At 66.1% G+C, this 16,226-nt stretch carries 24 protein-coding genes and 1 other RNA gene; 11 read left to right on the forward strand and 14 right to left on the reverse strand.

Annotated elements, in window-relative coordinates; translation table 11 throughout:
• Positions 1-143: 143 nt before the first annotated feature.
• The 4 genes from ACZ0AE_RS07860 to ACZ0AE_RS07875 all read right to left on the reverse strand — a co-directional run bounded on the left by ACZ0AE_RS07860 (position 144) and on the right by ACZ0AE_RS07875 (position 2,554).
• Positions 144-1,010: an endonuclease/exonuclease/phosphatase family protein gene (locus ACZ0AE_RS07860; protein WP_463600754.1), complete on the reverse strand. Its 867-nt coding sequence runs from the start codon at positions 1,008-1,010 to the stop codon at positions 144-146.
• 131 nt (positions 1,011-1,141) lie between these two features.
• A complete protein-coding gene (locus ACZ0AE_RS07865; RefSeq protein WP_038688965.1) occupies positions 1,142-1,384 on the reverse strand; it encodes a hypothetical protein in 243 nt (80 codons plus the stop codon).
• Positions 1,385-1,472: 88 nt separating this feature from the next.
• Complete coding sequence (locus ACZ0AE_RS07870) at positions 1,473-2,141, reverse strand: hypothetical protein (protein WP_463600755.1); 669 nt, start codon at positions 2,139-2,141, stop codon at positions 1,473-1,475.
• Between the two features lie 2 nt (positions 2,142-2,143).
• Positions 2,144-2,554 (reverse strand): g-type lysozyme inhibitor, encoded by a 411-nt coding sequence (locus ACZ0AE_RS07875; protein WP_137189209.1) that lies wholly within the window; start codon positions 2,552-2,554, stop codon positions 2,144-2,146.
• 118 nt (positions 2,555-2,672) lie between these two features.
• Between ACZ0AE_RS07875 and ACZ0AE_RS07880 the strand changes: the two genes are divergently transcribed.
• Genes ACZ0AE_RS07880 through ACZ0AE_RS07890 form a run of 3 tightly spaced genes read left to right on the forward strand, consistent with a single transcriptional unit; the run spans position 2,673 to position 4,293 of the window.
• A complete protein-coding gene (locus tag ACZ0AE_RS07880) occupies positions 2,673-2,984 on the forward strand; it encodes a hypothetical protein (protein ID WP_038688959.1) in 312 nt (103 codons plus the stop codon).
• Between the two features lie 34 nt (positions 2,985-3,018).
• Complete coding sequence (locus ACZ0AE_RS07885) at positions 3,019-3,690, forward strand: hypothetical protein (protein WP_463600756.1); 672 nt, start codon at positions 3,019-3,021, stop codon at positions 3,688-3,690.
• A gap of 54 nt (positions 3,691-3,744) precedes the next feature.
• Entirely contained in the window at positions 3,745-4,293 is a 549-nt protein-coding gene (locus ACZ0AE_RS07890) for a GNAT family N-acetyltransferase (RefSeq protein WP_463600757.1), read from the forward strand.
• Here the strand turns inward: ACZ0AE_RS07890 and ACZ0AE_RS07895 are convergent.
• Positions 4,251-4,772: a DUF1203 domain-containing protein gene (locus ACZ0AE_RS07895; RefSeq protein ID WP_463600758.1), complete on the reverse strand. Its 522-nt coding sequence runs from the start codon at positions 4,770-4,772 to the stop codon at positions 4,251-4,253. The genes ACZ0AE_RS07890 and ACZ0AE_RS07895 overlap by 43 nt on opposite strands.
• Before the next feature lie 188 nt (positions 4,773-4,960).
• Between ACZ0AE_RS07895 and ACZ0AE_RS07900 the strand changes: the two genes are divergently transcribed.
• Both ACZ0AE_RS07900 and ACZ0AE_RS07905 read left to right on the forward strand, forming a co-directional pair.
• Positions 4,961-5,686, forward strand: coding sequence for an enolase (locus tag ACZ0AE_RS07900; protein ID WP_463600759.1), 726 nt, complete (start codon positions 4,961-4,963; stop codon positions 5,684-5,686).
• 130 nt (positions 5,687-5,816) lie between these two features.
• On the forward strand, positions 5,817-6,311 hold the full coding sequence (locus ACZ0AE_RS07905) for a GNAT family N-acetyltransferase (protein WP_463600760.1): 495 nt from the start codon (positions 5,817-5,819) through the stop codon (positions 6,309-6,311).
• Here the strand turns inward: ACZ0AE_RS07905 and ACZ0AE_RS07910 are convergent.
• Positions 6,280-6,789, reverse strand: a complete 510-nt coding sequence (locus ACZ0AE_RS07910; protein WP_463600761.1) for a P-loop nucleotide/nucleoside kinase family protein — start codon at positions 6,787-6,789, stop codon at positions 6,280-6,282. The genes ACZ0AE_RS07905 and ACZ0AE_RS07910 overlap by 32 nt on opposite strands.
• A 249-nt stretch (positions 6,790-7,038) precedes the next feature.
• On the opposite strand from ACZ0AE_RS07910, the gene ACZ0AE_RS07915 reads away from it, so the two are divergent.
• Complete coding sequence (locus tag ACZ0AE_RS07915) at positions 7,039-7,944, forward strand: ADP-ribosylglycohydrolase family protein (protein ID WP_463600762.1); 906 nt, start codon at positions 7,039-7,041, stop codon at positions 7,942-7,944.
• A gap of 96 nt (positions 7,945-8,040) precedes the next feature.
• Here the strand turns inward: ACZ0AE_RS07915 and ssrA are convergent.
• From ssrA to smpB, 6 genes are all read right to left on the reverse strand, one after another.
• Positions 8,041-8,440, reverse strand: a transfer-messenger RNA (tmRNA) gene (gene ssrA / locus ACZ0AE_RS07920).
• 115 nt (positions 8,441-8,555) lie between these two features.
• The gene (locus ACZ0AE_RS07925) at positions 8,556-9,626 is read right to left on the reverse strand and encodes a tetratricopeptide repeat protein (RefSeq protein WP_463600763.1); all 1,071 of its coding nucleotides are present in this window, start codon (positions 9,624-9,626) and stop codon (positions 8,556-8,558) included.
• Between the two features lie 89 nt (positions 9,627-9,715).
• Entirely contained in the window at positions 9,716-10,078 is a 363-nt protein-coding gene (locus ACZ0AE_RS07930) for a DUF6713 family protein (RefSeq protein ID WP_463600764.1), read from the reverse strand.
• A 49-nt stretch (positions 10,079-10,127) separates the two neighbouring features.
• The gene (locus tag ACZ0AE_RS07935; protein WP_038688945.1) at positions 10,128-10,487 is read right to left on the reverse strand and encodes a hypothetical protein; all 360 of its coding nucleotides are present in this window, start codon (positions 10,485-10,487) and stop codon (positions 10,128-10,130) included.
• A gap of 91 nt (positions 10,488-10,578) precedes the next feature.
• Positions 10,579-11,016, reverse strand: coding sequence for a GNAT family N-acetyltransferase (locus tag ACZ0AE_RS07940; protein ID WP_463600765.1), 438 nt, complete (start codon positions 11,014-11,016; stop codon positions 10,579-10,581).
• Positions 11,013-11,516: an SsrA-binding protein SmpB gene (gene smpB / locus ACZ0AE_RS07945; RefSeq protein ID WP_038688943.1), complete on the reverse strand. Its 504-nt coding sequence runs from the start codon at positions 11,514-11,516 to the stop codon at positions 11,013-11,015. The genes ACZ0AE_RS07940 and smpB overlap by 4 nt, the downstream gene beginning before the upstream one ends.
• A 59-nt stretch (positions 11,517-11,575) precedes the next feature.
• Between smpB and ACZ0AE_RS07950 the strand changes: the two genes are divergently transcribed.
• A complete protein-coding gene (locus ACZ0AE_RS07950; RefSeq protein ID WP_128096163.1) occupies positions 11,576-12,004 on the forward strand; it encodes a type II toxin-antitoxin system RatA family toxin in 429 nt (142 codons plus the stop codon).
• A 3-nt stretch (positions 12,005-12,007) separates the two neighbouring features.
• A complete protein-coding gene (locus tag ACZ0AE_RS07955) occupies positions 12,008-12,268 on the forward strand; it encodes an RnfH family protein (protein WP_038688939.1) in 261 nt (86 codons plus the stop codon).
• A gap of 17 nt (positions 12,269-12,285) precedes the next feature.
• Here ACZ0AE_RS07955 and ACZ0AE_RS07960 read toward each other — a convergent pair whose 3' ends face one another.
• Positions 12,286-12,681: an outer membrane protein assembly factor BamE gene (locus tag ACZ0AE_RS07960; RefSeq protein WP_038688937.1), complete on the reverse strand. Its 396-nt coding sequence runs from the start codon at positions 12,679-12,681 to the stop codon at positions 12,286-12,288.
• A gap of 103 nt (positions 12,682-12,784) precedes the next feature.
• Between ACZ0AE_RS07960 and fur the strand changes: the two genes are divergently transcribed.
• Together fur and ACZ0AE_RS07970 are read left to right on the forward strand one after the other, a co-directional pair.
• The gene (gene fur / locus ACZ0AE_RS07965) at positions 12,785-13,201 is read left to right on the forward strand and encodes a ferric iron uptake transcriptional regulator (RefSeq protein ID WP_038688936.1); all 417 of its coding nucleotides are present in this window, start codon (positions 12,785-12,787) and stop codon (positions 13,199-13,201) included.
• Between the two features lie 171 nt (positions 13,202-13,372).
• Complete coding sequence (locus tag ACZ0AE_RS07970; protein ID WP_463602076.1) at positions 13,373-13,852, forward strand: CPCC family cysteine-rich protein; 480 nt, start codon at positions 13,373-13,375, stop codon at positions 13,850-13,852.
• Positions 13,853-13,877: 25 nt separating this feature from the next.
• Here the strand turns inward: ACZ0AE_RS07970 and ACZ0AE_RS07975 are convergent, their stop codons facing one another.
• Positions 13,878-15,101, reverse strand: a complete 1,224-nt coding sequence (locus tag ACZ0AE_RS07975; RefSeq protein ID WP_463600766.1) for an SGNH/GDSL hydrolase family protein — start codon at positions 15,099-15,101, stop codon at positions 13,878-13,880.
• A 95-nt stretch (positions 15,102-15,196) separates the two neighbouring features.
• On the opposite strand from ACZ0AE_RS07975, the gene ACZ0AE_RS07980 reads away from it, so the two are divergent.
• Entirely contained in the window at positions 15,197-16,114 is a 918-nt protein-coding gene (locus ACZ0AE_RS07980) for a LysR family transcriptional regulator (protein WP_463600767.1), read from the forward strand.
• The last annotated feature ends 112 nt before the right edge of the window (positions 16,115-16,226 follow it).

Genomic DNA, 16,226 nt, shown 5'->3' on the forward strand with positions numbered 1-16,226 from the left:
ACCTCCAGGGTGGGAGGGTGCCGGTATCGCACCGCGGGCATCGACGGGGCGTGACGTGACCCCGCCAACGGTGTCCCAACCGCAGCGGCCGCTACGGTGCCCAGGCCGCGCCGCGATGTGCGGCACGGCCTGCACGGGTTGCCTCAGCGCGCTGTCGCGGCCGGGAAGCGCAGCTCGGCCTGCACCGGATAATGATCCGACGGCAGCACGCCGCCGGGCGCATCGTCGAGCGTCTGGAAACGGTCGACCTTGAAGCCGCGCACCAGGATCCAGTCCAGTTCCACGGTCGGCTTGCCGGTGAAGTCGTGGAAGGTCAGCCGCGGGCCATCGACCTTGGTGGCCAGCTTGCGGGCATCGCCCAGTGCCGCGGTGAACGCCTGGTAGGTGGTGCTGCCCGGTTCGCTGTTGAAGTCGCCGGTGACCACCACCGGGATGTCCTTGGGCAGCGTGGCCAGGCGCGTGGCGATCAGCTTGGCGCCCAGCACGCGGCGCGGCTCGTCCTCGTCGCGGTAGGGCAGGTGCGTGTTGAGCAGGTAGAACTGCTTGCCGTCGGCCTGGCGCTGGAACAAGGCCCAGGTGACCATGCGCGGCATGAGATTGCCCCAGGTGATGCTGCCCGGCACGTCGGGGGTGTCGGACAACCAGAAATCGCCCTGTTCCACCACCGTCAGCTGCGCGCTGTCGTAGAACACGCCCATATGTTCGTCGCCGCTGCCGCCGCGACGGTCCTTGCCGAACCAGCGGTAGCCGGGCAGGTGGGCAACCAGATAGTCGGCCTGCTTCTGCACCAGTTCCTGGGTGCCGAACACCGCTGGGTGCTGCTCACGCAACAGGCTGACCATCGCATCGCGGCGGTCGTCCCAGCGTCGGCCGGGTTCGGTATCCACGGGGGTGCGCACATTGAATGACATCACCCGCAGCGGGGCAGCCGTGTCGGCCAGTGCGTGGCCGGCCGGCAGTGACAGGGCCATCAGCGCCAGCAGCGCGGTACGACGAAAACGAGACAACATTGGAATCCCTCCATCCCATGAAAACGTTTCCCCGAAGGGTCGCATGGAATGGGGCCAGGGGGAATTGCACGCATTGGCGGATGGAGGGGCAGGCGGAGCGCGCCTGCCCCGTGCGGCTCAACGCCGCCGTCTTACTCGTTGGGCACGTACCACTGCCCGTCCTGGTCGATGTGGTAGACACTGGCAACGTGGCGATTGCCGTTCTCGTCCAGGTAATAGGTGGTGCACCGCTGGTGGTACACGTACTTGGCGACCATGAACGGGACGCACTCGGTGAAATGACCGTCCAGTGGCGAGGCCTTGGCCATGCCGACGGTTCCGGTTGCGCCCAACGTGATTACCAATGCGGCCATCGCGGCCAAATGCAGTTTCATCAGCAGTATCCTTGCTTCTGCAGCGCACATGCGCAGGACTTATCTAGCATGTGGCGCGACGTGCAGTAAAGGCTGCACTGCCGCACGCTCAGTTCGCCAGCAGGATCCAGCCGATCAGGCTGTTGATCACGATGCCCAGCATCAGCACCCACGCGGTCGACAGCACCGTGTTCGGCCAGGAACGCTGCAGGGCCACCTTCAGCCAGCCAGCCTGGACCACGGCATACCAGAGCAGCGACAGCACCGACACCGCAATGCCAATCTGGGTGGACAGCGCGCCCGGAAGGCGCACGAACACCATGCTGGTCGACAACGCCACGGCGAACGGGGCCGTCAGGTAGCACTGCATGAAGAATGGACGGCGCAGGGATTCACGGGTCATCGCCACCTTCTTGCGCCGCAGCAGGTGCACGCTGCTGATCAGCGGCCACACCGCGAAGGTGATCGAGCGATACAGCAGCAGGCTTTCCTCGTTGCCGAACACCGTGCGCGACAGCTGTCCGGTCCCGGTCACCTGCTGGTGCATCAGCAACTCCACGCCGTGCGCGACCAGCACCGCCAGCATCAGGAACATCGGCGGGCTGATCGCATCGTCGAACTGCTTGTCCAGCTTCTGGGTCAGCTCGGTGTTGACGTACTGCGCCATGCGCCGCGGGTAGACGATCACCCGGTACAACGTGCGCGGAAAGAACAGGAACCAGGTACAGAGTTCGTAGAGAAACTCTTCCAGCGACCGGAGCAGTTTGAGGAAATCCATGGTCAGTGGATGGCGACGGTCAACGTATGCGGTGCCTTCTCGCCGCGACGTGCCTGCGCACGCATCTGATAGACCTGCACCACGTAGGTGCCGGAGGCGGGCAGGGTGCCGGTCCAGCGCCGCTTCTCATCGGTGCTTCCCAGTGCTTCGCCTTGGCCGGGCACCACACCTGGCGCGTACACGTTGAAACTGGCATTGGCGCTGCCCGCCAGCGTAACGGTCATGGTCTGGCCGGCGCGTGCGCCCACCGTATAGCGGACGGTGTCGTAGCCGGCAACAGTGCCGCGCAGCGTGGCGCTGCTGGTGCCCTTGGCGAACTGCACCGGCGTGGTGGTGACTTTGTCGGCCGCGCCGGCCAGGGTGGGGGCCAGTGCGAGCAGGGCAGTCAACAGGATCGAACGGAAGGGGGCCATGGCAATCTTCGCTGTCCGGGAGGGATGACCAGAGCATGATCGCCCGCACATCAAGGTGTTGTCGATGACGCCAGGGAGGGTAACCTTGGCGGTTCCTTCTTGAACGGCAGGCCCCCCGATGGATTACCAGCTTGTGATCAAGTTCTGGAGAAAGTCACTGGACGACGAGGCCTTCCTGGCCACCCTGGAGGCCGAGCTCAGCCAGGTCCTGGGCGCGACGGCGGCGCTGGACGGCCACGACATCAGTGCCAAGGAGATCAACCTGTTCATGTTCACCGACGACCCGCGCTCGGTCTTCCGGCGGGCCAAGGACGTGCTGGACCGGCTTGGGGTGCTGCACAGCGTCTCCGCAGCCTACCGGCTGGTCGGCGGCGCGCAGTTCACCTCGGTGTGGCCGCTGCGCATGGCCCGGAAATTCACCCTGCCGTGAGCGACCGTCGGCACCGTCACAGGGAGCGTCACGCGTGACCCAGGCCACCCAGGCAATGCTGAAGACGCTGACCGATGCCGTCGCCGCCGAGTTCGCGGCCGCGGGATTCGTGCTCAAGCGCGGGCGCCATTTCGAGCGTATCGGTGCTTCCGGCCGGACCCACCGCTACACGGTGGGGTTGTCCAAACAGAAAGGGTGGTACTCACTCCACCTCACCCTTGGCCTGGTCGATCGCGGGCTGATGGCGGGGGTGAACGCCGTGCTGGAACAGGCGCTGCGCGACGAGGCATTCGACTACCCGGAAACCTGGTCGCCCGCTCTGGTCGAATCCTCGATCAAGACTCGTGTGTCCAACCCGGTCGTGGCGGAGCTGACTGATTGGCGGAGCCTCAGGGACGACACCGAAGCGCTGGATGCCTTCAACGCGCGCTTCTGGATCTGGCTGCGCGCGTTCGACAGCCTCGACGAAGTGCCGGGCTGGCAGGCGCAGCTGTCCGCGAGCGTCACGCTATCGTTGGAGTGGTTCCGCAGGGCAGACGCAGCGGAATGGATCGAAGCCAACACCGACTATCCCGCGCTGTATCTGTTGCACCGGCGCTCGGCACACGACGCGCTGCAAGCACGCTACCAGGCGCTCTTGGAGCGCGCGCCCGACGCGCAGGAGATGCGGCTGTTCCACAAGCACCTGAGCGCGGCTGCCGGTTGACCCATCCGGTGTGACGCGGGCAGATTGAGGCAAACCGCACCGGCACCCAGCATCATGCGCACCAGCATTCCACCTTCCGGGCACCCCGAGGTCAGCCTGCGTCACTTGGTGCGGGACGACGCCGCCGACTGGTATGCCTGCCTGATGCAACCGGGCGTACTGGAACACACTAGCTGGCAGCTCTCCTCCGTGGACGATCTGGCGCCGCTATTCGACGCGCTGGAAACACCCCGCGCGCCTACCCAGATCCGCATGGCCGTCGTGGATCGCGCCGGTGCCTTGGTGGGCAGCATCGGCTTCCACAGCATCCAGTGGCCGCATGGCACCGCAGAAATCGCCTATGAACTCTGCCCGGCGTACTGGGGGCGCGGGATCGCCAGCGCGCTGTGCCAGTCTGTCAGCCGATGGGCGTTGGCGGCCTTCGGCTGGCATCGCATCCAGGCATGCGTGCTGGACACCAACGTGGCCTCCGCCGCCGTGCTGCGCCGCTGTGGTTTCCAGCACGAAGGCCGACTACGCTACTTCCGGCAGGTGCGGGGTGTGGCGCGTGACTTTGATGTCTATGGATTGATCTCGACCGACGGCGGCGTCGCGTCGGACTGAACGTCGGTCGTGCAGCGTTCGGCACGGCAGGAATAGCAGCCGCGCCCGGCGTTGTGCAGATGGACCTGGTGCACGTGGGGATCATCGAACAACTGGTCCAGCGTGGCGGCCACTTCAGCGCCTTCGCAGACCTGCCCGCTGAGCATGAATGCCCCGGCGTCGTAGGCGCGTACCGACATCTGCCTGCGATGCACGTAGGGCGGCACAACACCGGGTGGCAACACGCAGCGTACTGCCTGGCACCGGATGAACACCGGCCCGGATGCGCGGTAGGGCGAGGTGCATGCCAGGTGCGTGTAGGGAAGCAGCAACAGTTCTTCGCCGACGCGTGCGTCGACGAGGCTGATGCGGCACGGGAATCCGTGATCCTGCGTGGCTACGCAGCGCACGATCCCGCGCGCTGCGAGGTCGCTGTCATCCACCTCAACGAGGTATTCGAATTGGCGGTGGTCAAGGCCGCTCAGATGCCAACGGTGCATGGGCGTCTCCTGGTGTGCGCCCATCGTGATGCGATGTGGGGGAAGTTGCTCGCCATCTTTGGACACCACACCATCGGGCAACACAACACCGTGCTTTTGGTGCCGTCGGAGCCGCAGCGTTTCCTTCGCTCGCTGGCCGGGTGCACACTACGACGTATCGACCGTCTTTTTCTCATGCAGGGACCGCCATGTTCTACCAGACCGATATCCGCGAGCTCCAGCCGGGCCTCACCCCGTTTCCCACCGACGTATTCGCTCCCGGGCAGGCGTGGTTGGCGGCGCATTTACTGCCGCTGATCTCCGTGGACCTGGGCATTCTGCGTCCGGAATTGGCGGGCACTGTGGCCACGATGCTGTGCCCCGTCGAGCCCTATGAAGGATGCCTTGGCGAAGAGACCGAGGCGCATCACAACGCATGCATCGGCACCAACTGGATCGCGTTCGAGCTGACGACCGACAGCCGCATGCGTTTCCTCGGGGAAGAAGGCTACTTCCTGGGGAGCAACGTGCGGGACCCGGAGCTGGTGGAGCACATCGGCGAAATGCGGGACAGCTACGAAAGGGCGAAGGCCTATTTCAAGGACCATGGGCGGTTGGCCAGCTATTCGCACTTTGGCGAAGGCGGCCCCAACGAGCAGGCTTACCTGGACACACTCGGTGGACAGATCTCCGACGGCAACTGGACCGAGACCGCGCCCATTCCGCCTGCGTTCGAGCTGTGGCTGGATCCGCTGATGTACGAGCGCGATCGCGCGGCCGATGCGGAGAATGTGCGTATCACCCGTGCGGGCAGACCGTTCTTCGCGGTTGCCACGGTCGCCGGTTACAACTGGTGTGCCACCGGCCCGGATGCCATCGTGATGCTGTACGAACCGGACAGCCGCACCGTGCTGTTCTCGTTTGATTGGACCTGATGGACGACGGGGTGTTGAGGCGGCGGGCGAAAGAACGGGCGGGGGAGGGTGCCCACATGATCCGCTGTCGCTGAGGAGCAGCTCCGATTTGCTAGGATTCAAGGTCCCAACACTGCCAGCAGATGGAACCATGCAGTTCGATATATCCATCACAGACTCGCCTGGTGCAGAGGCGCTGGATCTGATCGCCAATGGATTGGATGGCTTCAATTTGGATGCGGCCGGTTACGCCGACCGGCGTGCGTTGGCGGTTCTGGTCACTGATCCCGAAACCGGCAAGGTGCTGGGCGGTCTGACTGGCCGGACATCATTGGGGATGTTGTTCATTGACCTGTTCCACCTTCCGGCAGAACTGCGTGGGCATGGCCTCGGCGCGCGCATTCTCGCGACCGCTGAGGACGAAGCCAGGCGGCGTGGGTGCTGCTCTGGTGTGCTGTACACCATCAGCTTCCAGGCGCCGGATTTCTATGTGAAGCACGGTTGGCAGGTGTTCGGCGAGATACCGTGCGAACCGGCCGGAACGCGTCGCGTGTTTCTCAGCAAAGACTTGTCAGCGGCCCGAGCGCCTGACGACCCCGGCGAGGTGGTGCAGATCACCCGCGACCGGCAATCAGGTGCTGGGTGACGATCGAAACGGCTTGCACCGGTGACATCAGTGCGGTGTCTATTGAAAACGGTGTATCGGCCCACGCTTCATACTCTTGATCCAACACAGATTGCCAAGAGGGGGGTGTCAGCCCCGGAACATCACCCGGCCTTGCTTCTACGCGCCGCTGATGTTCATTTTTATCCGAGCAGATCACTTCAATATTCACCAGCTCAACGCCAGCCGTCGAGGCGATCTCGCTCCAGGCAGTTCGGCTCTCCATTACGGGATTCACACCATCAACGATGACTGTCCGTCCCAGAGTTAGATTGCTCAGCGCAAGCGCATTGGCAACCATGTAGCCACTAGGCCCCACGTCTCGCGCAAGCGCACCGGAGTTTCGAATCGCTTGCTCAATCGTATCGATCCGCAGATACAGAGCGCCAATCTTCGCGGCGAGCCCCTTGGCGATAGTGGTTTTTCCGGTGCCAGGAAGGCCGCTGAATACGATAAGCACTCTCTGTCCTTGCGGTGGGGTCAACTCAATAGGCGCGTTGGCCGGATACACGATGGCCGCTGCCCAACCTCGCTCGCCGCTACGTCTGTCTGCAAGCGGGTCAGTTCCTGCATCAGATTAGCAGCTGTGGAGAGCGGGCTCAGGCCACGGCGGCGCGCCGTACGTCGCGATTGTTGCGCGGCGTGTTCACCGCGCGCCTGAAGCAGTGGGCCTGCATCGCGGGTGGCGCTGTTGTCCTAGAATGGCCACATGGACCTGAAGAATCGATACCGAGGCGCTTTGCTCGGCTTGGCCGCAGGCGACGCCGTTGGCACCACGCTGGAGTTCAAGCCACGCGGCAGCTTCGAACCGTTGACCGACATGGTGGGCGGCGGGCCCTTCGATCTGGAGCCAGGACAGTGGACGGACGACACGTCCATGGCCTTGTGCCTCGCCGAGAGCCTGATCCGCTGCGACGCATTCGATCCGCGGGATCAGATGAACCGCTACGCCAATTGGTATCAGCATGGCTACTGGAGCTCGACGGGCACCTGCTTCGATATCGGCGTGGCAACACGCGGCGCGATCAACACCTACCTCGTGACCGGGGAGCCTCTGGCGGGCAACACCGACCCCGATAGCGCCGGTAATGGATCGATCATGCGCTTGGCGCCCGTGGTCCTTCGGTTTGCCGGCATGCCGGAGCTGCAGGCCATGGCCGTGCTGAGTTCCCGCACGACGCACGCGGCGGGGGAGTGTCTGGACGCGTGTCGCCTGCTGGCCGTGGCGCTTGAACGCGCGCTGGCAGGGTGCGACAAGTCGAAGGTGTTGGACCTGGCCGCCATCGAGGTGTCCAGCCAGCGTCTGCGCGAGATCGCCGCCGGCGGATACCGGAGCGCCACGCGCGACCAGGTACGTGGCACAGGCTACGTCGTGGACAGCCTGGAAGCCGCCTTGTGGTGCTTCCACCAGCACGACAACTTCGCTGGTGCGGTGCTGGAGGCGGCGAACCTCGGTGACGATGCGGATACCACCGCGGCGGTTGTCGGTCAGCTGGCGGGTGCCTTCTACGGCGTGGCCGGCATCCCAGCGGCTTGGCTCGCCCGGGTGCACCGGGGAGACGAGATCGCGGCATTGGCTGATGGCCTGCTGCAGCGCAATCTTGCCGAGGCATAGGCTGACTGCGCACAGCCATGCCGGAAATTAAAAAGCCCGGGAACCCTTGTTGTGTAAGGGTTCCCGGGCTTCTTCGGATTCTTGCGAACCCGTCATTGGTGGAGGTGGGCGGAATTGAACCGCCGTCCGAAGGCACTCCATCCCCGGTACTACATGCTTAGCTCGCCGTTGAATCTCGCCCTGTGGCAGCACGGCGTGCAAAGCGCACCCCAGGACCAGCCTGCTTTAGTTAAGTCGTGACTGACAGGCAGCCATCACAACCGGTTCCGTGATAATGACCCTACATCTACGAGCACGGGCACAAGTAGGTTCGGGGGTTCGCCTTAGGCGGCTGTAGAACTAAAGCAACTGCTGCTGTTTAGGCGGCGATTGCGAAGTCCGAACCGTAGTTGTCGTCGTTGGCAACTAAAAGTTTGCTGCTGGATTAACGAGGAAAGCTGCCCCCTCGGCATGCACCAAGTAACTTCACAACCCCCGTCGAAACCAATGCACCCCCGGTTTCTTCAAGAACCGCAAGACGTCTGGCGACCCAGACGCTACTTGACGGGGCCAATGCTACTCCACTCCAGCTGAACAGTCACGCGAGCCCGTCGGTACGCGCGGAGGCGGTCTTACAGGTAGGTCCCTTCGCTGTGCAGCAGTTGGCGGATGCTGCGGAACAGCTGTAGCGCTTCGGCCTGCTGGGCCTCGGTCATGCGGGCCTGGAACATGGCCACCTGGTTGGTGAACTGGTGATCGTCGATCGGAAGCCCCTCGTCGTGCGCCGCCAGTGCGTAGGCATAGGCCTTCACGTCGTCCTGCTCGACGCCCGTGCCGTACTCGTGCAGCGCGCCGAGCTGGGCCAGACCGGGCGGGTGGCCCAGTTCGGCGGCGATCAACGTGTAATGCGCGCCCTTGGCCAGGTCCTGTGGCACGACGTCGCCGCGGCCATACAGGTACTGGTCGGCCAGGTAGAACACCGCATGGGCGCGGCGCTCCTTCCCGATCGCCTCCAGCCAGCGTTCGGCCTGCACCGGATCGGGGTCGAGGCCGAGCCCGGCGAGGTAGGCGATGGCCAACTGTTCCTGGGCGAACGCGTCGCCCGCCTCGGCCGCCTTCACGTACCACCGCGCCGCTTCGGGAAGGTCGACCGCGATGCATTGGGCGCCGGCAGGGTAGCGGTTGTAGCGGTTGATGGGGCCGCCGATGGCGTGGATGTCACCCAGCCGGCGCATCGCCTCCGCATTGCCCTGCGCGGCGGCCTGGCGGTACAGGGTGATCGCGCGGGTCAGGTCGGGCGGCGTACCCAGTCCGAACAGATGGGCCTCGGCCAGGCTGGACTGGGCGGCGGGAAGCCCCTGGTGCGCCGAACGCTGGTACCAGCGCAGGGCCTCATCCGGATCTCGGAGGACGCCGCTTCCCGTGGCGTAGGCGTGGCCCACCCGGTTCTGGGCAGGCGCATCACCGGCCTGGGCCAGCACCAGATCCGCCGCGAAGGTGCCGTCGGGTTCCTGCAGGGCCGTGCCTCTCATGCTGGCGGCGTCATCGGGGGTTTCCATGCGGTCGTCCGCGATGCGTCGGCGGTCCGCTTCGTCGGCCGTGCAGGCGTGCATCGCGGGGATGGCGGCGGGCCTGGCGGCCGTCGCCGCGGTCGCCGTGGCGGCCAACGCACCGAACAACAGCAGTGGGGTCAACATGCGCATCGTGAATGTCCTTTGCGGAATGGGGTGCATCCCGAAAGGGCCACCGGTAGTACGTACAGCGCCTGCCGTTGCCGGCGGCGTGGACTGGCTCAGGCCGACGCGGTGCGCCGGCTGCGCCACCCGAGCCATAGGCCGGCCAGCAGGCAGGCCGCGATGATCGCGATGGACAGGGGAAGGTGGAAACTGCGCTCGCCGGCGGCGGCGAAGCCGGCGTGGATAAGGAAGGTGGCGATCCCGAGCGCCGCGCAGATCCGCGCGTACGTCCGCGCCTGCGGGCTGCCCAGTACGACGTGCCGATAGCCAAGCAGCAGCACCGGCAGGGCCAGCAGGTTGAACAGCAGGTAGCCCTGCACGCCGCCCGGCAGGTGGAACAGGTCCCACTCATGCCAGTAGGCGGCGTCGATCTGGTGCACGATCAGTGCCAGCAATGTGGCGAAGTAACTCTTTTCCATGAGGTGCCGGCAGGCGTCCGTTCCTGTTCTGTCTGCGTGCCGCGGTGGTTCAGCGCTTGCCTTCGCGCTGGCGCTTGCTGTCGGCCTGGTGCTTGGCCTTCAGCTTGCGCTGGTGGTTCTGCTCGTTGCGCTGGGAAATGGCCTGCTTGCGGGCTTCCGGCTGGACCTGCGCCATCAGCGCGTCCACGCGTGCCACCAGGCGGCGGTGCTCGAGGGTATCGAAGGTCTGGTTCTCGGACGCGTCGCGCTTGGCATTGCGCACCAGGTAGGTCAGCACCTTGAGCAGGGCGGCCGGGTCCATCGCGCGGGTCAGCTCGGCGAAGATCGACTCATAGGCGGCGATATCGGCCTTGATTTCAGCGATCGGGTCCGCGCTCGCGGTGGTTTCCTGGGGGATTTCCTGTGTCACGCAACGCTCCAGCCTGGGTAATAAGCGGGGATTCTGACACTTGTGGGTGCGCTGCGGGAAAATGCCGTGCGCGTGGCCCGGCCGTGTGCGCTCAGGCGCTGGCCAGCCGCTTGCGCAGGTAGCTTCGGTGATGCCCGGGTGGGAAGTCCTCCAGCCGCCCGAAGACCTCATAGCCCTGCTTGAGGTAGAAGCCCTCGGCCTGCCAGGAAAACGTATCGAGCATGGCCGAATGGGCGCCCATCGCCCGCGCCTGCTGCTCGGCATCGGCGAGCAGGGTCTGGCCCAGCCGACGGCCGCGCTGGCTGGCGTCCACCCACAGGGCGTGCACCATCAGCCAGCCGCCGTAGACATCGGCCACCAGGCCGGCACAGGGCACACCATCCGCGTCGCGGATCACCCGATGCAGGGGCTGGTCGTCCAGTGCCGTGCCACAGGCGGCGTGGTTGAACGCACGCAGCCCGGCCAACACCGCCGCCGCGTCGTCGGCCGTGGCCGGTTCGATACGGGGTGGCGGGGCAGGGGCGGTCACGCGTCGCGGTTGTGGCGGCGCATGGTCCGCGACTTCTCGCGGGCCCAGTCGCGGTCCTTTTCGGCGTCGCGCTTGTCGTGGGTCTGCTTGCCCTTGGCCAGGGCGACCTCGAGCTTGATCTTGTTCTTGCTCCAGTACATGGCCGTCGGGACGATCGTGTACCCGTCGCGCTGGACCCGGCCGATCAGCTTGTCGATCTCGCTGCGATGCAGGAGCAGCTTGCGCTCGCGGCGGTCGTTGGCCACCACGTGGGTGGAGGCCTGGATCAACGGGGTGATCTGTGCCCCGATCAGGAAGATCTCGCCATCACGCACGTAGGCGTATGCATCGACGATGTTGCCGCGCCCGGCGCGGATCGACTTGACCTCCCAGCCCTGCAGGGCCAGGCCGGCCTCGAAGCGATCTTCGATGTGGTACTCGTGGCGGGCACGCTTGTTGAGCGCGATGGTTTTGTTGGCCGTCGCGCTCTTTGCTTTATCCTTGCCGCTGTTCTTGCTCATGTCCGTATTGTCTCCGATTCGGGCCTCCCCGGTCGATTCATCAGCAATCAGTAATCGAAATGCCAACTATCCGCCGTAGTGCCCTGGTCGAACATTCGGCTGCCCGCATGTTTGACCTGGTCAATGATATCGATGCCTATCCGCGCCGCTTCCGCTGGTGTTCGGCTGCGCAGATCCTGGAATCCGGACCGGACCGCCTGGTGGCGCGCCTGGACCTGGGGTTGGGCGCGTTCTCGACCTGGTTCATGACCGAAAACACCCTGCAGCGCCCGAGCAGCATTGATATGCAGCTGCGCGACGGGCCGTTCAAGCGCCTGCACGGGCGCTGGGAATTCCATGCGCTGGCCGAGGATGCCTGCAAGGTCAGCCTGACCCTGGAGTTCGAACCCACCTCGCGCCTGCTGGGGCCGGCGCTGGCGCTGGGCTTCCAGGGATTGGCGGACCGCATGGTCAATGACTTCGTCAGCGTCGCCGATGCGCAGGACTGAGCCGTGATTGCGGTGGAGGTGGTGCTGGCCTGGCCAGACCGGGTGGTGTCGCGGCAGCTGCAGTTGCCCGCCACGGCCACGGTTGGCGAGGCCATCGCGGCCGCTGCGCTGGAGGGCAGTGCGCTGTGCCCGGCGGTGGCCGTGCACGGGGTGCTGGCCCGCCCGACCCAGCTGCTCCGCGAGGGAGACCGGGTCGAGCTGTTGCGTCCGCTGCTGGCCGATCCCAAGGACAACCGCCGCCGGCGCGCCCGCGCCAGCAGCTGAAGCCGGGTCAGGCTGGCTCAGCGGCCGCGCTGCTTCTTCTTGTCCTTGGCCAGGTTGCGGCCGAACTGGCGCACGCTGGACTTGGCAAGCTCGGCATCCTGGTTGGGGAAGTACTCGCCGTCCCACCGGGTGACCTGGTCATTCTCGAAGTAGACCGTGAAGTTCTTCACTTCGGTCTGGCCGAGGCGGTTGACCCGCTCGCTGGCGGTGTAGTCCCAGCGCTGGGCGTGGAACGGGTCCGGGATCGAGGGGGTGCCGAGCAGAGCGTTGACCTGCTGCTTGCTCTGGCCCACCTGCAGCTGACCGACGGCCTGCTCCCGGATCAGGTTGCCCTGATAGATGGGTTGCTTATAGATGATGCCGCAGCCCGTGGTGGACAGGGCAACGGCGGCGACCAGCAGGAGATTGCGCATCGGGAATGGCGTTTGGGGAAATCCAGTCGATGATACACTCACGACGCGTCGCCGCGACCCAATCCGAGGCAGCTGGCGCTAAATCGCCAATGAACGGAGAACTATGGAAACCCACGACCTGCGCAAAGTCGGCCTGAAGGTGACCCATCCACGGATGCGGATCCTGGCGTTGCTTGAGCAGCGCAATGCCCAGAATCATCAGCACCACATGACCGCCGAAGACATCTACCGCCAGCTCCTGGAGCACGGTGACGAGATCGGCCTGGCCACGGTGTACCGGGTGCTGACCCAGTTCGAGGCCGCCGGCCTGGTGCTGAAGCACAACTTCGAGGGCGGCCAGGCCGTCTACGAACTGGACCGCGGCGGCCACCACGACCATATGGTGGACGTGGACAGCGGCAAGATCATTGAATTTGAAAGCCACGAGATCGAGGAGCTGCAGCGCAAGATCGCGGCGGACCACGGTTACGAGCTGGAAGAGCACTCGCTGGTGCTGTACGTGCGCAAGAAGCGCAAGTAAGCCCCTTGAACAGCCGAGTGTGACGAGACCCCGGGCATGCCCGGGGTTTTTCGTTATCCGTCGCCGTCGCCATCGGCCTCGACGGCGTCTTCGGATGGCGCGACTCTGAGGGATTGTGCGGAATGCGGGGAAGCGGGAATGCGTAGCGTTGGAAGGTCGGCTGCATTGGCCGTGTTGGCGGTGGATCGCCTGTCACAGCTGTCGACAGCCGAGCTGGAGGACCATCTGTCTGCGGACTATCTGGATGAGACGTCTGGCCAGCCCTTGCCCTACGGCAGTGTGTTCGACGAGGCGGCGCAGGCGTTCCTGCTGCGGCATTTCGTCGAGGTGGTCCTTCTGGGGGTCTCAAACGAGGCCCTTGAGACGCATTTGGCCGCCTGTATGGGGCGACCGGTGGCCGTGGTCGGCAATGAGCCGCCGCTGGAGGCCTGCCCCTGCTGCGGGTTCCTGACCCTCTCCCAGCGGGGTGAATATGACATCTGCCCTGTCTGCACCTGGGAGGACGATGGCAAAGGCGCGCACGACCCATCTCTGTACAGCGCGCCCAACCGCGCCTCGCTGCAGGACGTTCGGGTACGCGTCAGCGAGCGGATCGACAGTCGAGGCCGTTGGTACAGGCGGGCACGAATGCCAGAGGGACGACCGGATTGAGACGCCCTGCGGCGCTCGCTGGATATCACGGGCGCATCAGAATCGGTTCCAGATCCACCGCCTCGGCCATCGCCCGGTTGCCCGCATCGCCCGGATGCAGGTGGTCGCCGGAGTCGTAAGCAGCCGCCATCCGTGAGGGATCGGCCGGATCACGCAGCGCCGCGTCGAGGTCGATCACCGCGTCGAACGGGCTGTCGGTGCGCAGCCACGCGTTGAGCTGGCGGCGCAGTGCGTCCTTGTCCGCGGCGTAGTAGTCGTCCAGCGGCGTGCCGGGCAGGGCGCCGGCGAACGGGGGCAGGGTGGCGCCGAGGATGCGCAGGCCCCGTGCGTGGGCGCGCGTGGCCAACGCACGATAGCCTGCCTGCAGTTCGCCCAGCGTGGGCCGGGCCTGGTTCGGGGCAAAGGCGGTGCCGGGCCAGCTGATGTCGTTGATGCCGATCAGCACGATCACGCTGGCGACGCCGGGCTGGTCGAGCACGTCGCGCTGGAAGCGCTCAAGCGCCGATTCGCCCATGCCATCGCGCAGCAGGCGTCCGCCGGAAATGCCCGCGTTGACCACCGCCACGCCGCGTGGGGCCAGTCGTTCGGCCAGGTGGTCGGTCCAGCGCTGGTCGCGGTCCAGGCTGGCGGTGGCGCCATCGGTGATGGAGTCGCCTATCACCACGACGCTGCGGGCGCCGGCGGCGGCCTGCACCTCGATTCCGGTCACGAACAGGCGGGCAGTGGTGGTGGACGCCGTATCCATCCGCGGCGCCAGGGTCTGGTCGCCGGCCCCGATCGACGCGGTTTGCCGGCCGTCCCAATGGAAGGTGTGCAGCGGGGTGTGCGCGGGAACGTAGACGCTGACCTGCACGGCCTGCCGGTCGCGGGTGGGTAGCGCCACGGGGTCGCTCAGGCGCGCCTTGCCGGGTGCGATCTGCGTGCCGGCCCGCCCGTCGAAGGTCAGCGGAAGCGGTGCCTGGCCGTCAGCGCCGGCCACGCTGGCCGCGCCGATCTGCAGTGGCGCGGTGCCATACGCGTTGCTCAGGCGTACCCGCAGCTGGTCCCCGCCCAGGCTGAGGCGGGCGGTCTGGCGGAAGGTCTGCCCTTCCAGGGCGGCTGGGACCAAGGTGGGAAACAGGAACGACGCGTCCCATACCGGTTGTGGGCTGGCCTGCCAGCTGGCCACCCAGGTGGCAGGCGGCTGGGCCGACGCCGAGGTCGATGCGGCGAGCAGGGCCAGGGCGGTGAAGCGGGTGAGGGCGTTCATCGGGCGATCCGTTGGAGGGGACGGCCATCGTGATCTTCGCTGCATCTGTGAACTAGACTGCGCACGGACAATCATCTGTGAATTGGATTCACCCCATGGCAGGCACCGACATCAACCGTTCGGGCGAACTGGAAGTGTTCGTCCGGGTCATCGAAACCGGCGGCTTTTCGGCCGCCGCGCGCTCGCTGGAGCTGAGTCCCTCGGCGGTCAGCAAGCTGGTGTCCCGGCTGGAACAGCGGTTGGGCACGCGGTTGCTGCAGCGCTCCACCCGGCAGCTGCAGTTGACCCCCGAGGGCTGTGCGTTTTACGAGCGCGGGCTGCGCGTGCTGGCCGACCTGGACGAGGCCGAGCGCTGCGCCAGTGCCCATGCCGAGCCGCGCGGGCGCCTGCGGGTCAATGCCAACGTGCCATTCGGGCACCACTTTCTGTTGCCGCTGTTACCCGGCTTCCTGGCCGCGCATCCGCAGGTGGGCGTGGACGTGGTGCTGACCGACGAGGTCATCGACCTGCTCGAGCAGCGCACCGACGTGGCGGTGCGGGCCGGGCCATTGAAGAGCTCCAGCCTGGTGGCGCGGCGGCTGGGCGCGACGCGGATGATGATCGTGGCGGCGCCCGCCTACCTGGCGCGGCATGGGATGCCGCAGAGCGCCGACGCCCTGCAGGCGCACAACCGGCTGGATATCGCCCACCCGCGCGCGCAGTCCGGCTGGCCGCTGGTGGTCGACGGCGAGCGGCAGGTGGTGCAGACCGGCGGCAGTGCGCGTGCCAGCGATGGCGAGGCGTTGCGCCGGCTGGTGCTGGGGGGCGTGGGACTGGCGCGGCTGGCGGCGTTCCAGGTGCAGGCTGATGTTGCGGCCGGGCGCCTGCTGCCGGTGCTGGAGCAGGCCAATCCGGGCGATCTGGAAGAGGTGCACGCGGTGTTTCAGGGGCAGGGCGGGTACCTGCCGCTGCGGGTGCGTGCGCTGCTGGATTACCTGATGGCCCAGGTGGACCTGGCCAAGCCGTTGGGGTGAACGGCGTGCGGGTGGATGCATCGCGCGGGTCCGGCATCGGGGGAGCCGGCCAGCGGCCGGGGTTGCCGGGCGAGGTGCAGTGGGTCCGCGAGGAGCCGGCCAGCGGCCGGGG

This window comes from Stenotrophomonas sp. AC248 (genome assembly GCF_979258185.1).

What these genes read in the sequence shown, in the direction of transcription:
- ACZ0AE_RS07900 (WP_463600759.1), top strand. Translation starts at nt 4,961, where the DNA reads ATGTTCTACCAGACCGATATCCGCGAGCTCCAGCCGGGCCTCACCCCG.
- ACZ0AE_RS07870 (WP_463600755.1), bottom strand. Translation starts at nt 2,141, where the DNA reads ATGGATTTCCTCAAACTGCTCCGGTCGCTGGAAGAGTTTCTCTACGAA.
- ACZ0AE_RS07860 (WP_463600754.1), bottom strand. Translation starts at nt 1,010, where the DNA reads ATGTTGTCTCGTTTTCGTCGTACCGCGCTGCTGGCGCTGATGGCCCTG.
- smpB (WP_038688943.1), bottom strand. Translation starts at nt 11,516, where the DNA reads ATGAGCAAGAACAGCGGCAAGGATAAAGCAAAGAGCGCGACGGCCAAC.
- ACZ0AE_RS07980 (WP_463600767.1), top strand. Translation starts at nt 15,197, where the DNA reads ATGGCAGGCACCGACATCAACCGTTCGGGCGAACTGGAAGTGTTCGTC.
- ACZ0AE_RS07975 (WP_463600766.1), bottom strand. Translation starts at nt 15,101, where the DNA reads ATGAACGCCCTCACCCGCTTCACCGCCCTGGCCCTGCTCGCCGCATCG.
- ACZ0AE_RS07960 (WP_038688937.1), bottom strand. Translation starts at nt 12,681, where the DNA reads ATGCGCAATCTCCTGCTGGTCGCCGCCGTTGCCCTGTCCACCACGGGC.
- ACZ0AE_RS07915 (WP_463600762.1), top strand. Translation starts at nt 7,039, where the DNA reads ATGGACCTGAAGAATCGATACCGAGGCGCTTTGCTCGGCTTGGCCGCA.
- ACZ0AE_RS07895 (WP_463600758.1), bottom strand. Translation starts at nt 4,772, where the DNA reads ATGCACCGTTGGCATCTGAGCGGCCTTGACCACCGCCAATTCGAATAC.
- fur (WP_038688936.1), top strand. Translation starts at nt 12,785, where the DNA reads ATGGAAACCCACGACCTGCGCAAAGTCGGCCTGAAGGTGACCCATCCA.
- ACZ0AE_RS07880 (WP_038688959.1), top strand. Translation starts at nt 2,673, where the DNA reads ATGGATTACCAGCTTGTGATCAAGTTCTGGAGAAAGTCACTGGACGAC.
- ACZ0AE_RS07905 (WP_463600760.1), top strand. Translation starts at nt 5,817, where the DNA reads ATGCAGTTCGATATATCCATCACAGACTCGCCTGGTGCAGAGGCGCTG.
- ACZ0AE_RS07890 (WP_463600757.1), top strand. Translation starts at nt 3,745, where the DNA reads ATGCGCACCAGCATTCCACCTTCCGGGCACCCCGAGGTCAGCCTGCGT.
- ACZ0AE_RS07930 (WP_463600764.1), bottom strand. Translation starts at nt 10,078, where the DNA reads ATGGAAAAGAGTTACTTCGCCACATTGCTGGCACTGATCGTGCACCAG.
- ACZ0AE_RS07925 (WP_463600763.1), bottom strand. Translation starts at nt 9,626, where the DNA reads ATGCGCATGTTGACCCCACTGCTGTTGTTCGGTGCGTTGGCCGCCACG.
- ACZ0AE_RS07875 (WP_137189209.1), bottom strand. Translation starts at nt 2,554, where the DNA reads ATGGCCCCCTTCCGTTCGATCCTGTTGACTGCCCTGCTCGCACTGGCC.
- ACZ0AE_RS07865 (WP_038688965.1), bottom strand. Translation starts at nt 1,384, where the DNA reads ATGAAACTGCATTTGGCCGCGATGGCCGCATTGGTAATCACGTTGGGC.
- ACZ0AE_RS07950 (WP_128096163.1), top strand. Translation starts at nt 11,576, where the DNA reads ATGCCAACTATCCGCCGTAGTGCCCTGGTCGAACATTCGGCTGCCCGC.